This is a genomic window from Acinetobacter shaoyimingii (genome assembly GCF_011578045.1).
Lineage (GTDB): Bacteria > Pseudomonadota > Gammaproteobacteria > Pseudomonadales > Moraxellaceae > Acinetobacter > Acinetobacter shaoyimingii.
On record NZ_CP049801.1, the window covers coordinates 848,814 to 872,425 of the forward strand.

Consider the following 23,612-nt stretch of genomic DNA (forward strand, 5'->3'; position numbering starts at 1 on the left):
TCATGATGGATTTTTTATCGAATAGATTTAAATGTTTGAGTTAGGGATTAACCCGTTTGATCTAAGCGAGAGCCTAAGGTTTCGAGATGCGTAGGATATTGGTTTGTTTTACGATCTTCAAAATAATGGCGCAATGTACGTTCTACACTTGGGAAGGCCAGTTGTCCCCATGGGATTTCATGTTCTTCAAATAACCGACTTTCAATCGTTTCTTCGCCTGCACCGAACTGACCTTCAATCAGTTTAGACTTGAATAAAACATAAATTTGACCAATACGTGGAATATTGTACATACAGTAAAGCTGTTCAATTTCGATTTCTGCCTCAGCTTCTTCTCGTGTTTCGCGAGCAGCCCCTTGTTCCATCGTCTCAAAAAGCTCCATGTAGCCAGCTGGCAATGTCCACAATCCGTAGCGTGGTTCAATTGCCCGTCTACACAGTAAAACTTTGTCTTCCCAGATCACCAATGAGCCACAAATAACTTTTGGATTCACATAATGAATGGTTCTACATTGCGTACACACTTGGCGAACTTGATGATCACCTAAAGGAATTTCAGCTTGTGTCGGGTGTCCGCAGGCAGTACAAAAAGACATAATCTTCTTTGAAAATTGTAGATAGCTCAGCATAACTGAAAAAAATTAGTTTCGCATCATTTATAGCCTTCACTACAAATTTTCATATATGATGTTGTGAGAATAAAAAACACTAGAGCTTCACTAAGACTCGTTTAAATGGCTGTACTTTTTTAGACATTTTGACTGTATCAGCGCAGTGCTCAGAACCAAGATATAAAATTAGACGATGATTTCGAGAAACTAAGTATGCAAGATCAACTATTAACACAGCTTTTGCGTCAACGGTTACGTTTTTCAAAGCGTATTCAATCTGCAGATGCTGCAGTGTTAATTGCCATTACAGATGAGGCTGATCCTAAAATTTTACTGACTAGACGTTCTTTATATATGAACAATCATGCTGGGGAAGTGTCTTTTCCGGGCGGTAAACGTGATTTAAATGATACCAGTAATATTGTGGTCGCTTTACGCGAAGCATGGGAAGAAACAGCTTTAAATCCATTTGATGTGACACTATTGGGCGATCTGCCCATGGAAAAATCACGTACAGGTATTTTAGTCAAACCGATCGTGGGCTTAATTCCACCACATGTGAGTTTAATCCCACAACCGACTGAAATTGATCGTATTTTCTTTGCATCTTTACGTCAGATGATGGAAGCCAAACCTTCACCTTATGAAGTCAGATTACCTAAGCAATCGATCTATTTTCCAAGTTTTCGAATTGAAAATGAAGTGGTTTGGGGGTTAACTGCCCGTATTTTAATTTCATTGTTCCGTTATGGATTAAATTATAAAAAACAGTGGCCATTTCTACTCAATTCACCTGCTTTTCAATCTAAATTTATTGATTAATTTCATCATTCAAAGATTAGTTTTGATATTGAAAAATGAGTGATTGAAGAGACCAGTAGTGATCTAATTATATTGCTGTAACCTGCTGAAATATAATTTTAATTTATATTTTCTGGCAATTCTCAGCTATGATTTCAATATATGAAATGAGAATATTATTTTCAATGTCAAAAATGTGATTAAGGCTTTAATTTTAAGATATACCTTAGAAATTCATGGAGGGAAATTTATATGATGTATTCGTTTCAAGGACATTCGCCGAAAGCGCTTCAGTTACCATTTGATGGTTGGGTTGCAGATACTGCAACCGTCATTGGTCAAGTCGAATTTGGACAACAGGTCAGTGTTTGGTTTGGGGCCGTGATTCGTGGAGATAATTCAAAAATTCGAATTGGCAATTATAGCAATGTTCAAGAAAATGCAGTGTTACATACAGATCCGGGCATTGATTTGATCGTTGGGGATTATGTGACGATTGGTCATCAAGCGATGCTGCATGGTTGCACAATTGGTGACAATAGTCTGATTGGTATCAACGCCGTGATTCTAAACAATGCAGTCATTGGTAAGAACTGTATTATTGGGGCAAATGCTTTGATTCCAGAAGGTAAAGTCATACCCGACAATTCTTTGGTGATGGGATCACCAGGGAAAGTCGTGAAAACTTTGGATGATCAAGCAGAAGTCATGTTAAAAATGAGTGCGATGCATTATGCAGCACATTATAAAAATTTTATGCAGTTGGAAAAATTTGAGTTTTAAGCTTTTGTGGCTTGAAAACTTGTCCTGTGATGTTTGCTAAACAATAGACGTATAAATAACAGCAAATCATCACAGAGAATGGCTCGCTTGAACAAATCGAGTGGAGTATCATAAGCACATTTTTGATACCACATAGGCTTATGCATGAAGTTGCTTGCATTGGAAACTGCGAATGAGCAGTGCTCTGTATCGTTGGTCGATGAAAATCATACAATGTATTTTCGTCTTGATGAGCGAGCGAAAGCGCAGACGCAAACGATTTTACCTATGATTGAAGAAGGCTTAATCCAAACGCAATGGGCGGTTTCCGATTTGAGTGCTATTGCGTTTAGTCGTGGACCTGGTGCTTTTAGTGGCGTTCGTATTAATGCTGCTGTGACTCAGGCTTTGGCTTGGTCGAATGATTTACCTGTGATTCCTGTTTCTACCTTACAGGCTTTGGCGCAAGCAGCACATCGTGAAGCGAATTTGACACAAGTCACAGCTGTGCTTGATGCACGCATGAAAGAAGTTTATATCGCAAGCTTTGAACTCAATGCACAGGGGATTATGCAACTGGTCGATGAAGAAAAATTGTTGGATTATGAACAAGCTGCAAAATATCAAAAATATACACTTATTGGTTCAGGCGCCGCATTATTAGACGAAAAAGCGGTTCAATATGTCGGTATTACTGCTTCAGCAATTGATATTGCATCTATTGCTCGCGTACAGGCATTGGCTGAAGATTGGGTAAGTGCTGAACTTGCTTTACCTGTTTATTTGCGTGATGACGCTTGGAAAAAAATTCCAGAACAAGGCAAAGTATAATTAGGAATTTCTATGGATCTTTTACTGCTGTTAAAAGCAGCAATTATGGGTATTGTTGAAGGTATTACAGAATTTTTACCGATCTCCAGTACAGGTCATTTAATTCTGGCTTCCGAGTTAATGGATTTTTGGACCAAAGATAAAAGTGACCTTTTTGTTGTTGCTATTCAAATGGGGGCAATTGCTGCCGTCATTTATGAGTACTGGTCAAAACTCTGGGGTGCTGCCACAGGGTTAGTCTCTGGAGAAGCAAAAGGTCGTCATTTAGGTGTGAGTCTGATTCTTGCATCTATTCCAATTATGCTGGTCGGACTGACTTTTGGTGAAACCGTTAAGGCACTTTTATTTAACGATATTTCAGTTGCGATAGGTTTAATTATCGGTGGTATCGTGATTTGGTGGGTCGAAAAAAATCCACCAAAAGTCAATGCTGAAGAAGTTGAAAATATTTCGATCAAAGAAGCCATTTATATTGGTTTAATTCAGGTGTTGGCTTTAATTCCGGGGACCTCACGTTCTGGTGCAACCATCATTGGTGCCATGATGTTGGGTGTATCGCGTAAAGCGGCAACTGAGTTTTCGTTCTTTTTAGGTATTCCTGTAATCGTTGGTGCTGGTGTACTTGATCTATTGAAAAACTATCACATTTACCAAACTGGCCAAGACTGGACGGTATTTTTTGTCGGTTTAATTGTTTCCTTCGTATCCGCACTGATTTTAATCCGTGTCTTAGTGGCTTATGTCGCTAAAAGAGACTTTATGGTCTTTGCATGGTATCGAATTATTTCTGGTTTAATTATTTTATTATTTGCTTTAACAGGTTGGCGTTTATGGTAAGCGAAATTCGCTTATTTACAGAACTCACTTTTCATGAGAAAGCACAGCAGTATTCTGCTGTGCTTTCTTCTCGTGGAGTTGTTGTTTTTATTGAGCAGGTTGAAAAACTCAATGCACGTTTTTTACGCCTTAATCCAGAACTTGCACTGTGTGTAGATGAAGAAGGACTTTGGCTCTGTGCCAATGGCATGAAAATGCAACCTGATTGGATTGCGGAAGTAGGGCGATTAAAACGTGCAAGTTTAAAGTCTGAAATGATTGCACGCGCTTGTAATTTAGGAGAAAAACCAAAACTGATTGATGCCACAGCAGGACTGGGACATGATAGTTTACTCATGGCGCATTTAGGCGCTGAAGTTACATTGGTTGAGCGACATCCAATTTTATTTACACTGTTGGAAGACTCGAAAGCAAAATCTAAGAATGATTCTTTTTTAGCCAGTGTGGTTGCTCGAATTGATTTGGTTTTTTCAGATTCAAATGTTTATTTGCAAAGTCAAATTGATCAAAAACAAATGGTTGATGTCGTTTATTTAGATCCAATGTTTCCACAACGTGATCAAAATCAACAGGCCATAAAAAAGCAAGCACAAGTCAAAAAGCAAATGCAGTTATTGCATTTATTGCTTCCTGAAGATGGTGAAATGGATTTGGGCGATCAGCTGTTAAATTTGGCAAAACGGATGGCAAAACGGGTTGTGGTTAAGCGTCCGCGTTTGGCAGTATTTTTGGATGAACAGAAACCTGACCATCAATGGCAGGGAGATGCATGTCGATTCGATGCTTATTTTCAAAATGACCTTTGTAACTAATTAGTAATTGGTGCATTATTCGTCAAAAAATTGAGATATAGTTGAAAATAACATTGATAAAATTTTAACCGAGCATACACTAGCAATGCTGACAGAAGCATCTTCAAAATAGAACTTTTATGATAGATCTGAAACCCTCAATCAACTTTTGGCATGACCTAAAAAGTAATCAACGCGCAGGGGTTTGGTTATTTTTGGGTTCAAGAAAGTCATTACAAATCGTAAGACCCTCCATCTTACAGTTGATTTTTTGGGGGCTTTTGGGCGCTTCAGCCAATAGTTTATTCAGTTGGTTGGTCGCAGGTGATGGCGGTGAGTTTAATAAACAAGGCTTAGTGAGCTATGCCTTGTGGCCTTTTATTGCCCTGATTGTCGGTATTTTTCTTTCTCAGCGGACCAATAATCCACGTCTCATGTTAGTGCCTGCCTTATTGTGGTTGGTACTCGACACGCATATCGCCTTAATCCAAAGTTTAATCCAATATATGGGTGCTTTGGATTTGTTGCCGAATTTTACCTATGACTATTTGCCTGCCATTTTTATGGTGTTGTTTGTTTGGCAAAGTTTGGCTGTGGTTTGGGTTTTTGCACGTGAGTTGAAATGGCCTTGGTGGGAACGCGCGCTGATTATGCTCGCGACCTTATTTACATTGATCGTTTGGCAAATGTCAGTCAAAGATCAACCCATATGGAAGGTAGATGAAGTTCCACCCACCATTTCAGAACAAGCATTCTATTCACAAAGTCGTTTATTAAATCATGCTTTAGAGCAGATTCAATTCGGTGAATATTCAGATACGCATTGGTACTTTATGGGCGTCGCTGGGGTGAGCTATCAAGATGTCTTTAAACTTGAAATTGAACGGATTAAAGAACAATTTGATACTCGCTTTGGTACATTTGGTCGCTCAATTGAGCTGATTAATAACCCATCGACGATGGTAGAAAAACCATTGGCATCAAAAACCAGTATGCAAATGGCACTACAACGCATTGGTTCGCAAATGAACCGTGAAAGTGATGTTCTGTTTTTATATATGACATCACATGGTTTGCCAAATCAGTTCGAGCTGGAAAATGATCCGATCAATTTAGACGATATTGATCCTAAATGGCTGCGTAATACCCTTGATAAATCAGGTATTCGCTGGAAAGTCATCGTTATTTCAGCATGTTATTCAGGAAGCTTTATTCCTGCTTTGCAGTCACCAGATACTTTAATCATTACTGCTTCAGCAGCGGATCGTTCTTCATTCGGATGTTCGAGTGAGTCGGATTATACTTATTTTGGTCGGGCGTTCTTTGACCAAGCGATGCGTGAAAATAGCAGTTTAAGAGCATCATTTGAAGATGCTGCAATGACCGTTGCGAAGTGGGAAGATGCACAAGGTTTTGAGCCTTCTGAACCGCAATGGGTGATTGGTAAAAATATTGAACTCATGCTGCCGCAACTTGAGCAACGATTATTCCCACAAGTGGATGCTGCTAAAAATGAGCCTGCTCATACAGAACTATCATCTAAAGTATTGGCGACACAATAGGCTGGTGTGAAATAGCCTCATACATGCGGATGATCAGAACGTTTTTAAATGTCATACAGGGGAATCACATGGAATTGGTACAGAAAAATAAATGTTTCGATGGTGAACAGCAGGTTTATCAAATTGAATCGAAATACTTAAAAGGAAAAACCAAGTTTTCAGTGTTTATGCCAACTCAGGCACTACAAGGTCAATCCTGTGCAGCTTTGTATTATTTGGCTGGTTTAACTTGTACTGAAGAAACCTTTGTGATTAAAGCACATGCTCAGCGTTTAGCCGCACAATTGGGCATTATTCTAATTGCACCAGATACATCGCCTCGTGGTGAAAATGTTGCTCAAGGTGATTCTTGGGATATTGGTCAAGGTGCAGGATTTTATATCAATGCTACACAAGCCCCTTGGTCTGAACATTTTCAAATGGAAAGTTATATAATCAATGAACTTTATCCATTATTAAATGAGGCATTGCCTATTCAGGCAGATTCCATTGGAATCTTTGGGCATTCGATGGGTGGTCATGGTGCTTTAACACTGGCTTGGAAATATCCACAGTTTTTTAAATCTGTGTCCGCATTTGCGCCCATTTGTGCACCGAGTCTTTGTCCTTGGGGTGAAAAGGCTTTTACTGCGTATTTAGGTGCAGATCAAAGTACATGGGCAGATCACGACGCTACTCAGTTGGTCTTAAAAAAAGGTGCTTTATTTAAAGAAGTCCTGATCGATCAAGGCTTAGCAGATCAATTTTATAGCCAGTTAAATCCTGAAAAATTTCAACAAGCTTGTCAAAGTGTAGATCAACATTTAACGCTTAGACAACATGACGGATATGATCATGGTTATTTCTTTATCCAAAGTTTTATCGATGATCACTTGCAATTCCATGCTCTGCAGTTACAGGATTAATTTAAAGCTGTATCAAGCTGTTTGAATGTACAAATCATGATTAAAGACGATCCACAATGTGAATTTGAGCTTAATTTCATATTCATATTGTGATCTTGGTCAACTCGTTTTATTATAGTGGAAAATATCTATATACTTTAAATTTTAACTAACTGGTTGAAACATAAACCAAAAATGAGAATAATAAATGCAAGATTCTACTTCACAATCTTCAGAATTTGACGAAACTAATCAAGGTATATGGCCACCAAAATTGAATGAGCCAGTTCAACCTGCTTTTTTAGGCCAAACTTTTCGTTTTAAATTTCACGGGAAAGCAGCTGAATATTTCGGTATTTGGATCGTGAATATCCTACTGACCATCGCGACTTTAAGTTTATACGCGCCGTGGGCAAAAGTAAGACGACTACGCTATTTTTATAACAATACTGAATTCTTCAATCGCTTCTTTGATTTTACAGGTATCCCTACCAAAATTTTAATTGGTCGTCTCATTGCACTGGGTATATGGGGCATATTCGCATTGGCTTCTTATATGGAGCTTGCCGTTGCTGCATTTGGTGGTCTCTTTATTTATTTGGCCTTACCTTGGTTACTCAGAGCGACCATTCGATTTACCTCAAGAAATAGTAAATTTGCCAACAGTCGTTTTTATTTTGAAGGAACCACTAAAACTGCATATATTGAGTTTTTTAAAGGCTTAGGCATTGTTATTTTTTCATTAGGGATTTTTGCTCCAGTTGTGGTATGGCTATATAAACGCTATGTCATTAACCATCTGTATGCAGGTCAGTTGAAGTTTAGCTTGAATAATAGTTGGTCAGACTATATGAGTGCAGTCTATATCCCAATTATGATGTTTATGGGTGTTCTCATTGGTTGTGGTATTTTAATGGCTGTTGTAGGTTTTAATGGCTTAAGTTTTGCCACCAATTACATGTTGGTTCTATTCTTTGCAGCATATTTTATTGGCATCTTTTTTATTGGTCCTTTAATTCAAGCAAGAATTTTTATAACCACTTGGAATAATACACGTTTAAGCATTAGCCAATTTCATACAGATTGTAACCAATGGAAATATGCATGGATTGTGCTTAGTAACTGGATTCTAAGAATTTTGTCTTTAGGTCTCTTGTCCGCTTGGGCTGCAATAAGACTGACAAAATATCAGGTGGAATCTTTAAGTTTAGTGCTCAATGATGATCCAGATGCCATGATGAATCTTGTTCAACGTGACCATAGTGCGATTGCAGAAGAAATTAGTGATATTTTTGATTTAGATATTTCACTTTAAGTGTGGGGATAGAATCCAATGCAATCTGTATCTATAGTTTTCTATGATGGTGTGTTGTCAAAGCCACATCCAGCCACACTTTATCCATCAGGTAGCGATGGTATAAGAGTTCAATACGATGATAATGGCGTGAAGGAACATCTCTTTAGCCGAGATCAAATGACGTTGATTGGTGCAATTGGTCAGCGTAACCCTGCCATTGAACTGAATAATGATGCGCGTATTGAATTTCAAAGTTTAGATATTCCAGATTGGTTGCCTGTTGAAAATAAAAGTTTCAATAAGCGAATTTGGACATTAGAGCGTTCACCATCTCTGATTTTATTTAGTGTTGTATTTGTATTGGCACTTGCTTTTGCTGTGGTCAAATGGGGCATCCCAATGACTGCGAACGTGGTTGCGTTTAAACTTCCTGAAAATACCCTGAATCGTTTAGGCAATCAGGCAGAAACCTATGTCAATGATTATACAAAGCCAAGTAAATTGCCGAAAGCGGTGCAAGAAAAAATTCAAGCGGAGTACTTATCTAAAGTTTCCAAAGATAAACCTGCAAAGCTGAAATTTAGAGAAGGTGATCGGATCGGAGCAAATGCGCTCGCATTACCAAACAATACAATTATTGTGACGGATGAGCTGATTAATCTTGCACATAGTGATCAAGAAATAATTGGTGTATTGGCGCATGAACAAGGGCATTTGTTACATCGACATAGTTTACAACAAGCACTGTCGAGTTTAGGTTTTAGTGTACTGTATGTTGCCATTACAGGGGATAGTTCTGATCTGCTTACCACGCTGCCTTTGGCAATTGTTGGGGCAAATTATTCCCGAAAATTTGAAAAAGAATCTGATCTTTATGCGCTTAATTTGATGCATGAACAAAAAATTGAAACCTCCCATTTTGCCAATCTTTTACAACGTATGAGTGAAGAAGTTGGAGAAGAGGATCAAAAAGGTATGAAGATTTTTGACGTGTTTTCAAGTCATCCAGCGACTAAAGAGCGAATTGAGATGGTTCGTAAGTTTGAAGAACAACATCAGAAAAATAATCTTGAGAACAAACATTGATTTGATCTTTTGACAAAATTAAAAATGCCCACAAAGTTGGGCATTTTTAATATATAGATTTAAATTTTAAATCTGGAATTGGTCTAAGCTTGATGTGTCCATTGCACGTCAAATTCTTGTTGAGCCATACGATTTAAATGATCGATCACCACTTTTTCTAGAAATGTAAAATCTTCACGCTCAGTATCTAAATGGACATCTAAAGCATCTACTTGAGCACTCAGAATTACGGTTGCATCAGGCATAAATATACTGAATTGCTGCTCGGTTTCAGCAACCTCAAATTTGTGTTTCCAATGATTCAAAAGTCGTTTTGCAATACGTTTGGCTTGGTCTGTATGAATCGTTGTTACTGATTTCATTGTTGTACTCATAAAGTTAAATAGATACCACTACTATAACAAAGAGAATGATTCTCATCTGTAACAAAAATAGAATGCTGCTTTGCGAAAGTAGCATCGGTCAATTCATTGACTGTTATCGTTAAAACCTAGGTGAACGAAAATAAAACGGACGCTTAAATTTGTTATAATCATTTATTCATATCATCATTCTGAGCCAGGTTCATCATGTCCAAGCCATTTTTAATTGCACCTTCAATTTTATCTGCAGATTTTGCTCGTTTAGGCGAGGAAGTTGAAAATGTTATCGAAGCTGGAGCAGATGTTGTGCATTTTGACGTGATGGACAATCACTATGTACCCAACCTAACTTTTGGTGCAGGGGTATGTAAAGCTCTGAAAAATTATGGAATTAAAGCACCAATTGACGTACATCTAATGGTGTCACCTGTAGATCGTATGATCGGTGACTTCTTGGACGCAGGTGCAGATATTATTACCTTCCATCCAGAAGCAACAGATCATATTGATCGTTCATTACAGTTGATTAAAGCTGGTGGTGCAAAAGCAGGTTTAGTATTTAATCCAGCTACACCATTGCATTATCTTGACTATGTTTTAGATAAAGTGGATCAAGTACTTTTGATGAGTGTGAACCCTGGTTTTGGTGGTCAAAAATTTATTCCAATGACTTTAGAAAAATTACGCCAAGCACGTAAGATCATTGATGCTTCAGGACGTGATATCCGTTTGGAAGTTGATGGTGGTGTAACGCCTGCCAATATTCGTGAAATTGCTGAAGCGGGTGCAGATATGTTTGTTGCCGGATCTGCGATTTTTGGTAAGCCAGATTATAAAGCTGTAATTGATGAAATGCGTTCTGAATTAGCTAAAGTTGGTTCAATTCAGGTATAAGAAATCTGAATATTTGTACGCAAGATTGTGGATAACTTTGTTTATAACCATGTCGATATCTGTGTTGATAACAGTATGGATAACTCGATTATTTTATAAACGATTGTGCATCAATGGTTTAATATTTAGACCTAAAATGTATAAAAAGAACTCAATTGAGTTCTTTTTATATTTGTTAGATGCCTTTAATTATAGGGTGACTGAGTCGTCATTTCAGTTAAAATGTGATGAATATAAAATAACCAAATAGATATAAATAACTTATTAATCAATAACTGTGATTGAATTGGTTTAAATTTAAAAGTTGTGCACAATTTATCCAACTATGTTATAAATCTTAAAAGTTAAAATATTCACATGAATGAATTAAGTTAAAGACTCATTACACAGGATTTTTTGTTTTGTTGAAACACTTCTTCAAACGACTTTGGTTTGTTGGTCTCATGGTTTTTGCTATGGGATGGAGCAGTGTGGTTTTGGCATCGGGTCAGTTGATGCATCAGCAAATGAATATCCCAACCCACCAACAGAACAAAACGCACTCTCTAGAAATAACCTCTGCGGCCCATTGTCATCAGCTTCAGCATGACACTCAGTCTCATCATGTAGCGCAAAAACAGCATGAACAGCCACAGCATACAAAGGGATTTGATGCAAAAAATCATGATGCAGATAAACAGCAACATGATTTGTTCTGCTTAAATATGGATGATCAGACCGCAGATCATGTTCAATGTCATGACTGTGCGCAAGTTCATTGTCAAACTTCAAATAGTATTTATGCTCAAGATCATCAGTTTGAAGTCGTTGTAATGCAATCTCAAGAATATGTCTCACAAGATTATGATACCGATCAAGCGCAACATTTAACTGGTTATTGGCAGCAAATACTCAGACCACCCAAAGCTTAATCCTTCTCGAAAATTTATTTCAATGCATCTTTCAAGATGCCATTTTTCAAGATTAGGATGAAGTCATGTCTACATTTTTATTTCGGTCATTATGCCGAACTATATTGTTTCTTGCATCGCTGTGCTCAGTCACTTGGGTACAGGCGGCAGTCAAAGAATATCATTTAGATATTGCTGAAAAGAGCATTAATGTTACAGGGAGAGCAGTTAAAAAAATCACAGTAAATGGGCAATTTCCTGCGCCATTACTTGAATTTTACGAAGGTGATGATGCAGTCATTCATGTGCATAATTCACTAAAAAAACAAGACTCTTCGATTCATTGGCACGGTATTTTATTGCCTGGCATTATGGATGGTGTGCCAGGGTTTAACGGTTTTAATGCGATTAAACCGAATGGCGACTTTGTCTATAAATTTAAAGTACGTCAAAGTGGAACCTACTGGTATCACGCGCATTCCAAAGGTCAAGAACAAGACGGTTTATATGGTGCTTTGGTGATTTATCCAAAAAATCATCAGTCAAGCACTACATTTGAAAAAACTGACCGTGATTATGTGGTGATGTTCTCTGATTTTCACGAATCTTCCAGTAAGCACATTCAAATCAATCTCAAAAAAGATGCGGAATATTATCAAAACCAACGTCAAACGGTATTTGATGTATTGAAGCAAGCCAAAACCACAGGGTTAAAAGAGACACTTCAAGACCGCCGCATGTGGAATCAAATGCGTATGTCCAAAACAGATTTGTCCGATGTAACGGGTTACACCTTTTTGGTGAATGGCAAAACGACTATACAAAATTGGACAGGTCTGTTTAAGCCAAATGAACGTATTCGCTTACGATTCATTAATGCAGCAGCCATGTCATTTTTTGATGTGCGGATTCCCAACTTAAAAATGACCGTGGTCAGTGCCGATGGTCAAGCTGTACAGCCTGTAGCAGTTGATGAATTTCGTATTGGTGCAGCAGAAACCTATGATGTGATTGTAGAACCGAAGGCAGACCATTATCAGATTCAGGCAGAATCGATTGACCGTAGTGGTTTTGCTTTGGCAACGTTGCAGAATGAAAATCAGCCGATAATGCAACATGCTGTTCAAGTTCCAAAACATCGCCCACGTGCTTTATTGACTATGGAAGATATGGGACATAGCGTGAAAGATGATTCAAGTAAGGATCATTTGGAAATGAGTCATTCGAACATAGATCATGCATCCATGAATCAATCTATTCAACCACAACAAATCAATCACACTGCTATGGCAAATCATTCGATGGATCATGCATCACCGAATCATCAAAAAATGAACCATGCAGAGATGAATCATTTATCAATGAACCTTCCTGTTTTTGGTTCAGAGACAACATCAGCACAAGATCATCATGCACATTTAAGACAGGGAACAGAACAACAAAATCATCTAGAAAAATCTGTTTATGGATGGGCAAATACATCAACGCCAAAAGGCTTAAAAGCATTGAAATATGCAGATTTAAAAGCCTTAAAGCCACAGTCTGATGTGCGTTCACCTGAGCGTGAATTGGAAATACGTTTGGGCGGTAATATGCAACGTTATATTTGGACCATGAATGGTGAAAAATTCAGTGATGCCAAACCGCTAACGGTGAAATATGGCGAACGGATTCGTCTGAAATTTATCAATGACAGCATGATGGCGCATCCGATGCATTTACATGGCATGTTCATGCAACTGGAAAATGGTCAAGTTGCCAGTCAAATGCCAAATAAACATACGCTCATTGTGCCACCTGGTAAGACGGTGACGGCATTATTGACCGCAGATGAACTGGGCGAGTGGGCGATTCATTGTCATTTGTTGTATCACATGAGCTCAGGCATGATGAATAAACTGATTGTGGCAAAAGTGGATGATCAAAATGTTGAAGCACCTGCAACGTCTCAAATGAAACAGGGAGGTGCACATGTACATCATTAATTCGCTCGCACAACTCCCCCAATTAGCACTCAAAAGATCATTTCTGGCAGGAGTGGTCAGTTTGTCTATGTGTTCGTATTTACAAGCTGAAGAAATGGAACATATGGATCATGCTCAACATATGAATCATCAAAATCAAGAAAATAGCCTAAGTAAAAAATATGAAATGCAATCGCAAGATGTACATGATCACAGTCAAAATCATGGGCAAATGCAGCATCAACATTCATCCATCGCATCAAAGCCAATAACATCAAATCTTCAATCTCAATCGAATCAAGCATCTCATGTGAATCATCAAAAAGAGCATGGTGGACAAATGTACCAACGCTCTGTTTTTGAGAATAAATGGATGTTGAATCATGACGGCCAAGGACAATTCTCTTCTGAGCTCGAGTCTTGGATGGGTTCAGACGAAAATAAAATCTACTTAAAAGCTCATGCCAATAAAGCTGAATCGACACCTGAAAATTATGATGTTTCGGCAATGTATAGTCGAAATGTTGCTGATTTTTGGGATGTTCAAGCAGGGCTGCGATATCGTTATGATCAGACGCATTCGACAGAGAAAAATCAAGTCGATGCGGTTTTTGGGATTCAAGGTTTAGCGCCGTATTATTTTGAAACCGATGCTTATCTATATATCGGGCAAGATGACCAAATTTCTTTCAGTTTAGAGCTTGAACGAGATGTGTTGCTCACGCAGAAATTGATTTTAAAACCTTATTTGGACATGACGATCATTGTTAAAGATGAATCTGACTTTGCCAAAAAAACAGGATTTAACCAAACCCAGTTTGGAGTGGAAACACGTTATGAGATCAATAAACGTGTTATGCCATTTTTGGATATTGCTTATGTCTATGATAGAGGTGAAAAGCCACGAATTGGTGAGACTTATCTACAGAAACAAGCAGATTGGTTGTATGGTGCAGGTTTAAGGTTAAGATTTTAGAAACATTCTTTTAAAATATTGAGCATATCATTGTATTTTTCAATTTATTCAGCAAGGCACTATGATCATTCATGGTGCTTTTTTTATTTTATGAACAAAGTGAAATCATGAATCTGGTGAAGATCTGTAAAATATGTTCAAAAATGATGCATAAATAACTATAATAAAACCAATAGAGGGGGAACGACCTCCCTTGGTGCATCAGCAAATGGATTAAATTTTTGTTTGAATCCTTCTGTCCCTCAGCATGATGCAGCAAGAAAAAACGTCAGGACGACCTGACTCAAACCTAGTTTTCAAGATCAATCTTAATTTGAAAATATTGGAGGAGTCATCATGGCTTGGATCGTTCTATTTTTTGCAGGAATTTTTGAAATCGTTTGGGCATATTCGATGAAATTGTCTGAGGGATTTACCAAACTCACCCCGAGCGTTATTACCATTTTCTTTATGATCCTGAGTTTTGGTTTATTGGCACATGCCATGAAAACTTTACCCTTAGGCACAGCATATACAGTGTGGACTGGCATTGGTGCTATTGGCTCATTCTTGGTTGGTATTTTTGTTTTAGGTGAGCCAGCCAGTGCGATGCGCATGCTTGCTGCTGTGCTGATTGTGTCTGGTTTAATTCTGATGAAATTGTCATCATCTTGATGTATTGAAATGAAGTTCAAGTATTTAGATGCTTGAACTTTTTTGGTTTTTAAATCGCATATTTAAAATTTTTATTTAGATGGTTTGGTTGTAAGGTTTTGATATGGCTTGGATGTTATTGGTGTTGGCTGGGTTTTTTGAAGTGGTTTGGGCTTATTTTATGAAAGTCTCAGAAGGCTTTACTCAGTTGCTTCCGAGTATTTTAACCATTGTGTTTATGCTTGCTAGTTTTGCTCTTTTATCGTATGCCATGAAAACTTTACCTTTAGGCACAGCATATACAGTGTGGACTGGCATTGGGGCAGTTGGTTCATTCTTGGTTGGAATCATGATTTTGGGTGAACCTGCTTCAGTAATGCGGATGCTTGCAGCTGTACTCATTATCTCTGGACTCATTTTGATGAAACTGTCATCTTGATGAAGTAAAAGAATATGGACTTTGGGTGATGCAACTTTTTCATAAACAGATCACAACACCAGTTGGATGTTTAACCCTTGTAGCACATGATGCAGCTTTGGTGGCTGTACTTTGGGAAAATGATGATCCAAAACGTGTGCGTATTTCTTCAAGTATCGAACGATTAGACCATCCTGTTTTATTGGAAGCTGAAAACCAATTAAATGAATATTTTGCAGGTATAAGAAAGCAATTTGATGTGCCACTGGATTTCATTGGGACTGATTTTCAAAAACAGGTTTGGTATGCACTATTGAGTATCCCTTTTGGCGAAACCCGAACTTATCTAGAAATTGCAATGCAGATTGGTAATGTTAAAGCAGTGAGGGCGGTAGGCGCTGCCAATGGTAAAAACCCGATTTCGATTATTGTACCGTGCCATCGTGTCATTGGTGCAAATGGAAAATTGGTCGGTTTTGCAGGCGGTTTGGAGAATAAACAAATATTATTGGATATAGAATCTGATTGATTTTATTCAAGTAAATTTTACGATGTTAATTGTGTCTAAGTCATTGTAATTATATGATTATGTTTTGAATAAAAAATGAATATTACAATGAGTCAAAGTTTAAATATTGCGGGGACTATAACCTCACAAATCTGGTGGATGATTCCACTGTTTATGATTGGATTTTTATTTAAAGTATTTAAGCCATTGATTAAAGGTAAATTGGGTGAGTTCGCTGTCAGCACACATGTTAAGCTGTATTTAAAAGAACCATATATTTTACTCAATGACTGTACGCTTCCCGATGAAAGTACGGGAACAACCCAAATTGATCATATTCTATTGAGTCCTTATGGTATTTTTATCATTGAAACGAAAAACTATACAGGATGGATTTTTGGCGGTGAACGTCAAAAAACTTGGACACAAAACATCTATAAAAAAAGCTACAAATTTCAGAATCCACTGCATCAAAATTATAAGCACAGTAAGGTGTTAGAGCAGATTTTGTCAGATGTGGTTGAAGCTAAGTATTTACATTCAATCATCGTATTTATGCCAGATTGTGAGTTTAAAACCCAGATGCCTGCAAATGTATTTCGTGGTGCTGCATGGGTGGATTATGTAAAAACTTTTCAAGAACCTGTCATTTCTTCAATCAAGCTCAAACGTATTCAGTTTAGAATTGAAAAAGAAATATTAGAAAAATCTTGGAAGACTAATCGACAACATGTGCAAAATTTAAAAGAGAAACATCAAGGATCTACAAGCGCTCCACCACCATCATTATAAATGTAGATAGATGATTTAGCTTGAAAGTATTCATCATGCATTAAATGCTTTATCAAGCAAAAAATTACAAATCATGACAGTCGCGCTCTATTTTTTCATAGAGCAACATGCCCAATATGAAAAGAACAAAACATATGGATTGAATGTGTTTTGAGGTTGTCTATTTATCAAATAGCAACTTCGCATCATCTCTGCAGATGCTATTCAATCTTTCATATGCGTTTGAACTTCATAATAAAGATGGGTAGAAGACTATGACTGCAAAGAAAGTATCTGACATTATGGTCGATGTGCTTGAAAAAGCGGGCGTGAAACATTGCTATGGCATTGTTGGTGATACTTTAAATCATTTTACCGACTCGATCTCGAAAAGCTCTATTTCGTGGGTTCATGTACGCCATGAAGAAGTGGGTGCATTTGCTGCAGGCGCAGATGCATTAATCAGCGGAAACCTCACCGCCTGTGCAGGTTCGTGTGGCCCAGGCAGTTTGCATTTCATTAATGGACTGTATGAGTCACATCGCAATGGTTCGCCTGTGGTGTTGATTGCTAGCCAGCTTGCAACAGACCAAGCAGGATTTGTTGACTTTCCTCAATATGTCGACTTTAAATCGATTTACAAGAACTGCTCTGTCTATTGTGAAGAAATCACAGCTGCGAGCCAAGCTCGTCATATCATGACTTTGGCCTGTCAGGCGGCCATCAATAAACGTGGTGTAGCTGTGGTGATTATGCCAACCAATATCAGCTTGCAAACAGTTGAAGAATCTTTGCCATTTCAAATTCATCACCCCAATCCACAAACGATTCCTTTTCATACTGAGCTTGATCAAATTGCCAAAATCATCAATCCGCATGAAAAAGTGACTATTTATGCGGGTATTGGTTCAGCTCAGGCGCATACAGAAGTGGTGGCATTGGCGCAGAAACTCAAAGCACCAGTCGTTCATACCTCACGTGCCAAAGATTTTATTGAATATAACAATCCCTACAATTTGGGCATGAATGGGATGTTTGGCAATAAAGCCGGTTTACATGCCATTATGAATTGTGATGTGCTGATTTTGCTTGGAACAGATTTCGCTTGGTCACAGTATTATCCGAAACATGCCAAAATTATTCAGATTGATATTGATGCAACACATTTAGGACGCCGTCATCCGATTACATTTGGAGCGGTTGGACATATCGCGCCAACGGTGAATGCATTATTGCCACTTTTAGACAATAACGATAACCATCAGTTTTTAGAGCATTGTTTGGAACTTAAAGAACAAGCGCATGAAGCTCGTTTAAAAGAAGAACGTGTGGGTAAAGATGGTTTGGTTCATCCACAATACTTGGTTTCTCTGCTGAATAAATATGCAGATGAAGATGCTGTATTTACAGGTGATGGTGGTTCGCCAATGGTGTGGATTTTACGTCATATTGATGTCAATGGTCAGCGTCGAACCTTAACCAGTTTATTACATGGCACCATGGCCAATGCTATGCCTCAAGCGCTAGGAATTCAAAAAGCGTTTCCAAATCGACAAGTCATTGCAATCTGTGGTGATGGTGGTTTGGCGATGTTATTGGGCGACTTATTAACAACGATTCAAGAAAAATTACCAATTAAAATAGTCGTGCTGAATAACAGCTCACTCAACTTTGTAGAGTTGGAACAAAAGGTTGAAGGTTTATTGGATAATTATACGGATTTAGTCAATCCTGATTTTGGTAAAGTTGCTGAAGCGATTGGCATCTATGGTCGTACACAGACCACAGGTGAGGGATTGGAAGAAGCTGTTCAGCACTTTTTAAATCATGATGGACCTGCATTGCTTGATGTGCATACCAATCCAATGGAATTGGTGATGCCACCCGATCCGAATTTGAATCAAGTCACCTCAACGTCAATGTATGCTGTTAAGGCATTGCTTGCAGGACGAGTCGATGATGTGAAGGATTTGATTGTGAATAATTTTGTGAAGTGATGGTGATAATAGAGAAAGCTCATCAAAGCTGGTGAGCTTGATCATTAGTATCTCTCCCTAACCCTCTCGTGAGAGAGGAGGGAATATTTAAAAAATCAAAATCGTTTCGGAATTTTTTGCCCACCTTCAACAGGTGTTTCTGCACGTTTTAATACACCAAATAACCACGTTTCAGCATGATGAACTGCATTTTTTAAGCTTTCACTTTGTGCTAAACGACCCGCAATAAAACTTGCCAATGAGCATCCTGAGCCATGATATTCACCTTCTAAACGTGGGCATTGCGTTTGAGAGATTAATTCACCATTCACATAGAGTGAGTTTTGAATATAGTCAGGGGTATCTTCATGACCGCCTTTCACCAAAATAGCTTGTGCACCCATTTCAAATAATTTTTCTTTGGCACGTTCTAAGTCTTGCTCACCTGTTAAAGCACGAAGCTCAACGGTATTCGGGGTAATTAAAGTCGCAAGAGGAATCAGTTCGACAAAGGCTTTCACCAATGTTTCCTGATTGCCCAATGAACCACCACTATTGGCTACTAAAACAGGATCGAGCACATAGATATAATCAGGATGTGCACGTAAAAATTCAGCTAAAGCCGCAATATTATCAGTTGTACCAAGCATGCCAGATTTCACAGCTTTAATGGGTAAATCACCGACCACTGCATTGGCTTGAGCCAGTAATAAATCTTTAGATGTTGCCTCAAACCCAAAAACTTGCTGTGAGTTTTGAATGGTTAATGCTGTGCAAGCAATGGCCGCATGTGCACCACTTTGACCAATGGCTTCAATATCCGCTTGCAAACCAGCACCGCCAGAAGGATCTAAGCCTGAAAAACAAAGTACGGTAGGGCGCACGACAACATCCTTAATTGAATCAATTTGCGTTAGTATAGGAAAAATTGAGGAAAGTCTCGATAGTCATTTGTGGTTAGATTGGGCGAAAGGGTAGGTTGTGATTAAAAATATATTGATTGATTTGGATGGCACATTAACCGATCCGAAAGTAGGTATTACCGCATCGGCGCGTTTCGGACTGAACAAAGTAGGACATCCGATTCCTGAAGATGAAAATATTGACTGGATTATTGGCCCACCATTAAAAGCATCGCTGGCGAAACTGTTAAATGTTGATGCGCATGATGTCTTGGCAGAACAAGCCTTACAAGGCTATCGTGAGCGTTTCGCAACGGTTGGATTATTTGAAAATCATCTATTTGAAGATGTACCTGAAACGCTAAAACAATTAAAAGCTCAGGGCTATCGACTATTTTTAGCGACAGCAAAACCAGAAGTATATGCACGTCAGATTTTAGAACACTTCGATCTCTTGCAATATTTTGAATACCCATATGGCAGTGAATTAAATGGTGAACGTACCAATAAAGCGGATTTGATTGCTTTTATTTTGGAAAAAGAACAATTAGATCCGAATGAATGCATCATGGTTGGGGATCGTGAGCATGATATTTTGGGGGCAAGAAAGAATGGCATTGAAACCATTGCGGTGGAATATGGTTATGGTTCTGATGAAGAATTAACTGTAGCTAATCCTAAAGCACGTATTCAGAATTTTTTTGAAATTTTAGATCATTTAAATTAAATAACGATCTAAGAACGGTTGGTATTATTTCAAATCCAAATACAAGGTTTCCTTCACTTCTTCCATCACAATATAACTATGTGATGAAGCGGATGAAGGAAGCATTTTCAATAAATCACCCAATAGCTTGCGATAAGCTTTCATTTCTTTTAAACGTGCTTTCACTAAGTAATCAAATTCACCTGAAATAAGATGACATTCCAAAACTTCAGGAATCTCAACTAAATTTTTCGCAACTTGATCAAACACATCGCCCGATTTGGCAGAAAGTTTAATCTCTAAAAAGACCAAAAGATTTCGCTCTAAATGCGCAGGATTGAGTCTAGCGTAATAGCCCATAATCACACCTTCACGCTCTAATCGTTTCACCCGTTCAGAACAGGGCGTGGTCGACAGGTTGACTCGTGATGCCAATTCACTAATCGCGATGCGACCATCTTTTTGCAAAATATCTAAAATCATGCGATCGGTACGGTCTAAAGGACGCATCAACTTTTTCCTTTATTTTTTTATTTGGCACGACAAAAACAATAATTCACCTAGATTATAGCCATAAAAATAGTGAAATAAACTCTTTAAACCAAAATACACTAGTGAAATAAACTAATTTGTAACTTTGTGCTCGAGGGATTCGATATGCGCGTCATCGTATTAGGTAGTGGTGTTATTGGTGTTGCAAGTGCCTATTATCTTGCGCAACAAGGTGCGGAAGTCACTGTGCTGGATCGTCAGTCAGGTCCTGCGGAGGAAACCAGCTTTGGCAATGCAGGGCAGATTTCGCCGGGCTATTCGACCCCTTGGGCAGCACCAGGTATTCCATTTAAAGCGGTCAAGTGGATGTTCCAGCATCATGCGCCATTGGCGATTAATATGGACGGAAGCATGTGGCAACTCCAGTGGATGGCACAAATGCTGAAAAACTGTAATCCACAAAGTTATGCCATCAATAAAGAACGCATGACACGAGTTGCAGAGTATAGCCGTGATTGCTTGCGCGAACTGCGTAAACAAACGGGTATCCATTATGAAAATCGTTCTAAAGGTACACTTCAGGTTTTCCGTAAAGAAGCTCAACTTGAAGCTGTTCAACGTGATATTGCTGTATTAAAAGAATGTGGCGTTCCGCATGAATTGTTATTGGGGAATGATCTTGCCAAAGTTGAGCCTGCGTTGGCACATGCACAAGACAAATTGGTCGGTGGTTTGCATTTACCCAATGATGAAACTGGCGATTGTTACTTATTCACCAATGCCTTGGCCAATATTGCTCAACAACTGGGTGTGAACTTTAAGTTTAATCAAAATGTTGAAAAACTCATCGTTGAAGGCGATGAAATCAAAGGCGTGCTGGTGAATGGTCAGGTGATGACTGCCGATCGTTATGTCTTGGCATTTGGTAGCTATTCACGTGATTTCTTAAAACCACTTGAATTGAATCTGCCAGTCTATCCAGTGAAGGGTTATTCACTGACTATTCCAATTGTGGATGCGAACTTTGCTCCACAATCAACAGTTTTAGATGAAACTTATAAGATTGCGATTACACGTTTTGATCAGCGTATTCGTGTTGGTGGTATGGCTGAACTGAGTGGTTTTAATCATGGATTAAACCAAGACCGCCGTGCAACCTTAGAAATGGTCACTCAAGATTTATTTCCAGGTGGCGATTTGGCACAAGCATCATTCTGGACAGGACTACGTCCGATGACTCCAGACAGTACGCCAATTATAGGTGCAACCAAGTTTCCAAATCTGTTCCTAAATACAGGTCATGGCACGCTAGGTTGGACTATGGCATGTGGTTCAGGCAAATTGATCAGCGATTTAGTTATGAATCATCAACCCGACATTAGCACTGAAGGTTTATCGATTCAGCGTTACCCATTTGCAGCCTAATCAGAACGAATGAACGCATTCAGCATGTATTTAAATGACATGCTGAATGAAATAAAAAACAATAAATGATTCAGTGTGTACTCAAGGAAGAGTTTTATGCCACGCCCAATTCAAGCGATTATTCATCCTCATGCATTAACCCATAATCTCAATATTGCACGACAACATATGCCAGACAGTCGGGTCTTTGCTGTGGTGAAAGCCAATGCCTATGGTCATGGTATTGAACGAGTCTATGATGCTTTTAAATCAGCCGATGGTTTTGCTTTGCTCGATCTGGCAGAGGCACAACGTATACGAGCTTTGGGTTGGACAGGTAGAATCTTACTCTTAGAAGGGATTTTTTCGTTTCAAGATTTATATGTATGTGCAGAACAGGATTTGAGTTTTAGCTTACATAGCCATCATCAAGTAGCGTGGCTGAAACAGTTCGATGCTTTGGGACATCATGCAGTCCGTTTCGATGTTTATTTAAAAATGAACAGTGGTATGAACCGCTTGGGTTTTACCCCTGAAGATTATCGGGAGATTTGGCAAGAACTGATTCAACTTCAATGTGTCGGCTCAATCACGCATATGATGCACTTTTCAGACGCCGATGGTGAACGTTTTGGTGAGCGGGGCATTGATTATCAAGTCACAGTCTTTGAAAGGACGATTGAAGGCTTGCCGGGCGAACGTTCACTGTGTAATAGCGCTGCGATTTTACGTTATTCATCCAACATTCATTCCGATGTAATCCGTAGTGGCATTATGTTATATGGCAGTTCGCCAGATTATCCGACACATAGTATTCAAGACTGGAATTTGAAACCGACCATGAGTTTACGCAGTGAAATCATTGCCATTCAAACGATAAAAAAAGGTCAGTCGGTCGGTTATGGGTCGCAGTTTATTGCTCCAGAAGACATGCAAATTGGTATCGTTGCATGTGGCTATGCCGATGGTTATCAGCGTATTTCTCCCACAGGAACGCCTATATTAGTCCACTCTATTCGAACGCAGACTTTAGGTCGTGTCAGTATGGATATGCTCGCAGTCGATTTAAGAAAGGTTGAGTCAGCACATGTTGGTAGTGAAGTGGTGCTTTGGGGCTATTCTTCTCAAGGTACAGTTTTAGCTATAGACGATGTCGCAAATAGTGCTGGCACGGTCAGTTATGAGCTCATGTGTGGTGTAACTAGACGAGTGCAATTTTCAATCGACAACAATACATTTTAATTAAAAAATTCA

General features: G+C 38.7%; 25 protein-coding genes. 21 read left to right on the forward strand and 4 right to left on the reverse strand.

The features are described 5' to 3' along the window. Nucleotides 1-47: 47 nt before the first annotated feature. Nucleotides 48-596 (reverse strand): NUDIX hydrolase, encoded by a 549-nt coding sequence (locus G8E00_RS03900; RefSeq protein ID WP_166012764.1) that lies wholly within the window; start codon nucleotides 594-596, stop codon nucleotides 48-50. Nucleotides 597-824: 228 nt separating this feature from the next. Between G8E00_RS03900 and G8E00_RS03905 the strand changes: the two genes are divergently transcribed. From G8E00_RS03905 to G8E00_RS03945, 9 genes are all read left to right on the forward strand, one after another. After that, the gene (locus G8E00_RS03905; RefSeq protein ID WP_166222075.1) at nucleotides 825-1,433 is read left to right on the forward strand and encodes an NUDIX hydrolase; all 609 of its coding nucleotides are present in this window, start codon (nucleotides 825-827) and stop codon (nucleotides 1,431-1,433) included. Nucleotides 1,434-1,664: 231 nt separating this feature from the next. Next, a complete protein-coding gene (locus tag G8E00_RS03910; protein ID WP_166222077.1) occupies nucleotides 1,665-2,195 on the forward strand; it encodes a gamma carbonic anhydrase family protein in 531 nt (176 codons plus the stop codon). Between the two features lie 144 nt (nucleotides 2,196-2,339). After that, complete coding sequence (gene tsaB / locus G8E00_RS03915) at nucleotides 2,340-3,005, forward strand: tRNA (adenosine(37)-N6)-threonylcarbamoyltransferase complex dimerization subunit type 1 TsaB (protein ID WP_166222079.1); 666 nt, start codon at nucleotides 2,340-2,342, stop codon at nucleotides 3,003-3,005. A gap of 12 nt (nucleotides 3,006-3,017) precedes the next feature. Beyond that, nucleotides 3,018-3,842 carry an undecaprenyl-diphosphate phosphatase gene (locus G8E00_RS03920; protein ID WP_166222081.1) on the forward strand — a complete coding sequence of 275 codons (825 nt, stop codon included), beginning with the start codon at nucleotides 3,018-3,020 and terminating at the stop codon, nucleotides 3,840-3,842. Next, nucleotides 3,836-4,654 carry a class I SAM-dependent methyltransferase gene (locus tag G8E00_RS03925; protein WP_166222083.1) on the forward strand — a complete coding sequence of 273 codons (819 nt, stop codon included), beginning with the start codon at nucleotides 3,836-3,838 and terminating at the stop codon, nucleotides 4,652-4,654. Before G8E00_RS03920 ends, G8E00_RS03925 begins: the two co-directional genes overlap by 7 nt. A gap of 119 nt (nucleotides 4,655-4,773) precedes the next feature. Then, complete coding sequence (locus G8E00_RS03930) at nucleotides 4,774-6,195, forward strand: C13 family peptidase (protein WP_166222085.1); 1,422 nt, start codon at nucleotides 4,774-4,776, stop codon at nucleotides 6,193-6,195. A gap of 68 nt (nucleotides 6,196-6,263) precedes the next feature. Then, nucleotides 6,264-7,100, forward strand: coding sequence for an S-formylglutathione hydrolase (gene fghA, locus G8E00_RS03935; RefSeq protein ID WP_166222087.1), 837 nt, complete (start codon nucleotides 6,264-6,266; stop codon nucleotides 7,098-7,100). Nucleotides 7,101-7,287: 187 nt separating this feature from the next. Continuing rightward, nucleotides 7,288-8,394, forward strand: coding sequence for a YjgN family protein (locus G8E00_RS03940; RefSeq protein ID WP_166012772.1), 1,107 nt, complete (start codon nucleotides 7,288-7,290; stop codon nucleotides 8,392-8,394). Nucleotides 8,395-8,412: 18 nt separating this feature from the next. Beyond that, nucleotides 8,413-9,462 carry a M48 family metallopeptidase gene (locus tag G8E00_RS03945; RefSeq protein ID WP_166222089.1) on the forward strand — a complete coding sequence of 350 codons (1,050 nt, stop codon included), beginning with the start codon at nucleotides 8,413-8,415 and terminating at the stop codon, nucleotides 9,460-9,462. Nucleotides 9,463-9,545: 83 nt separating this feature from the next. Here G8E00_RS03945 and G8E00_RS03950 read toward each other — a convergent pair whose 3' ends face one another. Then, the gene (locus tag G8E00_RS03950) at nucleotides 9,546-9,824 is read right to left on the reverse strand and encodes a DUF2218 domain-containing protein (RefSeq protein ID WP_166222091.1); all 279 of its coding nucleotides are present in this window, start codon (nucleotides 9,822-9,824) and stop codon (nucleotides 9,546-9,548) included. Nucleotides 9,825-10,031: 207 nt separating this feature from the next. Here G8E00_RS03950 and rpe point away from each other — a divergent pair, with 207 nt between their 5' ends. The 9 genes from rpe (at nucleotide 10,032) to G8E00_RS03995 (ending at nucleotide 18,875) form a co-directional block, all read left to right on the forward strand. Beyond that, the gene (rpe, locus tag G8E00_RS03955; RefSeq protein ID WP_166222093.1) at nucleotides 10,032-10,718 is read left to right on the forward strand and encodes a ribulose-phosphate 3-epimerase; all 687 of its coding nucleotides are present in this window, start codon (nucleotides 10,032-10,034) and stop codon (nucleotides 10,716-10,718) included. Between the two features lie 455 nt (nucleotides 10,719-11,173). Beyond that, a complete protein-coding gene (locus G8E00_RS03960; RefSeq protein WP_166222095.1) occupies nucleotides 11,174-11,629 on the forward strand; it encodes a hypothetical protein in 456 nt (151 codons plus the stop codon). A gap of 65 nt (nucleotides 11,630-11,694) precedes the next feature. After that, entirely contained in the window at nucleotides 11,695-13,593 is a 1,899-nt protein-coding gene (locus G8E00_RS03965; RefSeq protein ID WP_166222097.1) for a copper resistance system multicopper oxidase, read from the forward strand. Next, complete coding sequence (locus G8E00_RS03970) at nucleotides 13,580-14,548, forward strand: copper resistance protein B (protein WP_166222100.1); 969 nt, start codon at nucleotides 13,580-13,582, stop codon at nucleotides 14,546-14,548. The genes G8E00_RS03965 and G8E00_RS03970 overlap by 14 nt, the downstream gene beginning before the upstream one ends. A 336-nt stretch (nucleotides 14,549-14,884) precedes the next feature. Next, nucleotides 14,885-15,202: a quaternary ammonium compound efflux SMR transporter SugE gene (gene sugE, locus G8E00_RS03975; RefSeq protein WP_166222102.1), complete on the forward strand. Its 318-nt coding sequence runs from the start codon at nucleotides 14,885-14,887 to the stop codon at nucleotides 15,200-15,202. A 103-nt stretch (nucleotides 15,203-15,305) separates the two neighbouring features. Then, nucleotides 15,306-15,620 (forward strand): quaternary ammonium compound efflux SMR transporter SugE, encoded by a 315-nt coding sequence (sugE, locus tag G8E00_RS03980; protein ID WP_166012780.1) that lies wholly within the window; start codon nucleotides 15,306-15,308, stop codon nucleotides 15,618-15,620. A 28-nt stretch (nucleotides 15,621-15,648) separates the two neighbouring features. Further along, complete coding sequence (locus G8E00_RS03985; RefSeq protein WP_166222104.1) at nucleotides 15,649-16,128, forward strand: methylated-DNA--[protein]-cysteine S-methyltransferase; 480 nt, start codon at nucleotides 15,649-15,651, stop codon at nucleotides 16,126-16,128. A gap of 87 nt (nucleotides 16,129-16,215) precedes the next feature. Beyond that, complete coding sequence (locus G8E00_RS03990) at nucleotides 16,216-16,899, forward strand: nuclease-related domain-containing protein (RefSeq protein ID WP_406741449.1); 684 nt, start codon at nucleotides 16,216-16,218, stop codon at nucleotides 16,897-16,899. A 254-nt stretch (nucleotides 16,900-17,153) separates the two neighbouring features. Continuing rightward, nucleotides 17,154-18,875, forward strand: a complete 1,722-nt coding sequence (locus G8E00_RS03995; RefSeq protein WP_166222108.1) for a thiamine pyrophosphate-dependent enzyme — start codon at nucleotides 17,154-17,156, stop codon at nucleotides 18,873-18,875. Nucleotides 18,876-18,970: 95 nt separating this feature from the next. Here the strand turns inward: G8E00_RS03995 and G8E00_RS04000 are convergent, their stop codons facing one another. Continuing rightward, complete coding sequence (locus G8E00_RS04000; protein ID WP_166222110.1) at nucleotides 18,971-19,738, reverse strand: hydroxymethylpyrimidine/phosphomethylpyrimidine kinase; 768 nt, start codon at nucleotides 19,736-19,738, stop codon at nucleotides 18,971-18,973. A 97-nt stretch (nucleotides 19,739-19,835) separates the two neighbouring features. Between G8E00_RS04000 and G8E00_RS04005 the strand changes: the two genes are divergently transcribed. Further along, the gene (locus G8E00_RS04005; RefSeq protein ID WP_166012785.1) at nucleotides 19,836-20,483 is read left to right on the forward strand and encodes an HAD family hydrolase; all 648 of its coding nucleotides are present in this window, start codon (nucleotides 19,836-19,838) and stop codon (nucleotides 20,481-20,483) included. A 24-nt stretch (nucleotides 20,484-20,507) separates the two neighbouring features. Here the strand turns inward: G8E00_RS04005 and G8E00_RS04010 are convergent, their stop codons facing one another. Beyond that, on the reverse strand, nucleotides 20,508-20,972 hold the full coding sequence (locus G8E00_RS04010) for an Lrp/AsnC ligand binding domain-containing protein (protein WP_166012786.1): 465 nt from the start codon (nucleotides 20,970-20,972) through the stop codon (nucleotides 20,508-20,510). A 147-nt stretch (nucleotides 20,973-21,119) separates the two neighbouring features. Between G8E00_RS04010 and G8E00_RS04015 the strand changes: the two genes are divergently transcribed. Continuing rightward, nucleotides 21,120-22,379 carry a D-amino acid dehydrogenase gene (locus G8E00_RS04015; RefSeq protein ID WP_166012787.1) on the forward strand — a complete coding sequence of 420 codons (1,260 nt, stop codon included), beginning with the start codon at nucleotides 21,120-21,122 and terminating at the stop codon, nucleotides 22,377-22,379. 96 nt (nucleotides 22,380-22,475) lie between these two features. Then, nucleotides 22,476-23,600, forward strand: coding sequence for an alanine racemase (gene alr, locus G8E00_RS04020; RefSeq protein WP_166012788.1), 1,125 nt, complete (start codon nucleotides 22,476-22,478; stop codon nucleotides 23,598-23,600). Nucleotides 23,601-23,612 lie beyond the last annotated feature (12 nt).

Excerpts from the sequence above, each read along its gene's own strand:
- G8E00_RS03940 (WP_166012772.1), top strand. The coding sequence starts at position 7,288 with ATGCAAGATTCTACTTCACAATCTTCAGAATTTGACGAAACTAATCAA.
- sugE (WP_166222102.1), top strand. The coding sequence starts at position 14,885 with ATGGCTTGGATCGTTCTATTTTTTGCAGGAATTTTTGAAATCGTTTGG.
- G8E00_RS03930 (WP_166222085.1), top strand. The coding sequence starts at position 4,774 with ATGATAGATCTGAAACCCTCAATCAACTTTTGGCATGACCTAAAAAGT.
- G8E00_RS03990 (WP_406741449.1), top strand. The coding sequence starts at position 16,216 with ATGAGTCAAAGTTTAAATATTGCGGGGACTATAACCTCACAAATCTGG.
- sugE (WP_166012780.1), top strand. The coding sequence starts at position 15,306 with ATGGCTTGGATGTTATTGGTGTTGGCTGGGTTTTTTGAAGTGGTTTGG.
- G8E00_RS03985 (WP_166222104.1), top strand. The coding sequence starts at position 15,649 with ATGCAACTTTTTCATAAACAGATCACAACACCAGTTGGATGTTTAACC.
- G8E00_RS03920 (WP_166222081.1), top strand. The coding sequence starts at position 3,018 with ATGGATCTTTTACTGCTGTTAAAAGCAGCAATTATGGGTATTGTTGAA.
- G8E00_RS03965 (WP_166222097.1), top strand. The coding sequence starts at position 11,695 with ATGTCTACATTTTTATTTCGGTCATTATGCCGAACTATATTGTTTCTT.
- tsaB (WP_166222079.1), top strand. The coding sequence starts at position 2,340 with ATGAAGTTGCTTGCATTGGAAACTGCGAATGAGCAGTGCTCTGTATCG.
- G8E00_RS03945 (WP_166222089.1), top strand. The coding sequence starts at position 8,413 with ATGCAATCTGTATCTATAGTTTTCTATGATGGTGTGTTGTCAAAGCCA.
- G8E00_RS04015 (WP_166012787.1), top strand. The coding sequence starts at position 21,120 with ATGCGCGTCATCGTATTAGGTAGTGGTGTTATTGGTGTTGCAAGTGCC.
- rpe (WP_166222093.1), top strand. The coding sequence starts at position 10,032 with ATGTCCAAGCCATTTTTAATTGCACCTTCAATTTTATCTGCAGATTTT.
- G8E00_RS03905 (WP_166222075.1), top strand. The coding sequence starts at position 825 with ATGCAAGATCAACTATTAACACAGCTTTTGCGTCAACGGTTACGTTTT.
- G8E00_RS03995 (WP_166222108.1), top strand. The coding sequence starts at position 17,154 with ATGACTGCAAAGAAAGTATCTGACATTATGGTCGATGTGCTTGAAAAA.
- G8E00_RS03910 (WP_166222077.1), top strand. The coding sequence starts at position 1,665 with ATGATGTATTCGTTTCAAGGACATTCGCCGAAAGCGCTTCAGTTACCA.
- G8E00_RS04010 (WP_166012786.1), bottom strand. The coding sequence starts at position 20,972 with ATGCGTCCTTTAGACCGTACCGATCGCATGATTTTAGATATTTTGCAA.
- G8E00_RS03960 (WP_166222095.1), top strand. The coding sequence starts at position 11,174 with ATGGGATGGAGCAGTGTGGTTTTGGCATCGGGTCAGTTGATGCATCAG.
- fghA (WP_166222087.1), top strand. The coding sequence starts at position 6,264 with ATGGAATTGGTACAGAAAAATAAATGTTTCGATGGTGAACAGCAGGTT.
- G8E00_RS03950 (WP_166222091.1), bottom strand. The coding sequence starts at position 9,824 with ATGAAATCAGTAACAACGATTCATACAGACCAAGCCAAACGTATTGCA.
- G8E00_RS03900 (WP_166012764.1), bottom strand. The coding sequence starts at position 596 with ATGTCTTTTTGTACTGCCTGCGGACACCCGACACAAGCTGAAATTCCT.
- G8E00_RS03970 (WP_166222100.1), top strand. The coding sequence starts at position 13,580 with ATGTACATCATTAATTCGCTCGCACAACTCCCCCAATTAGCACTCAAA.
- alr (WP_166012788.1), top strand. The coding sequence starts at position 22,476 with ATGCCACGCCCAATTCAAGCGATTATTCATCCTCATGCATTAACCCAT.
- G8E00_RS03925 (WP_166222083.1), top strand. The coding sequence starts at position 3,836 with ATGGTAAGCGAAATTCGCTTATTTACAGAACTCACTTTTCATGAGAAA.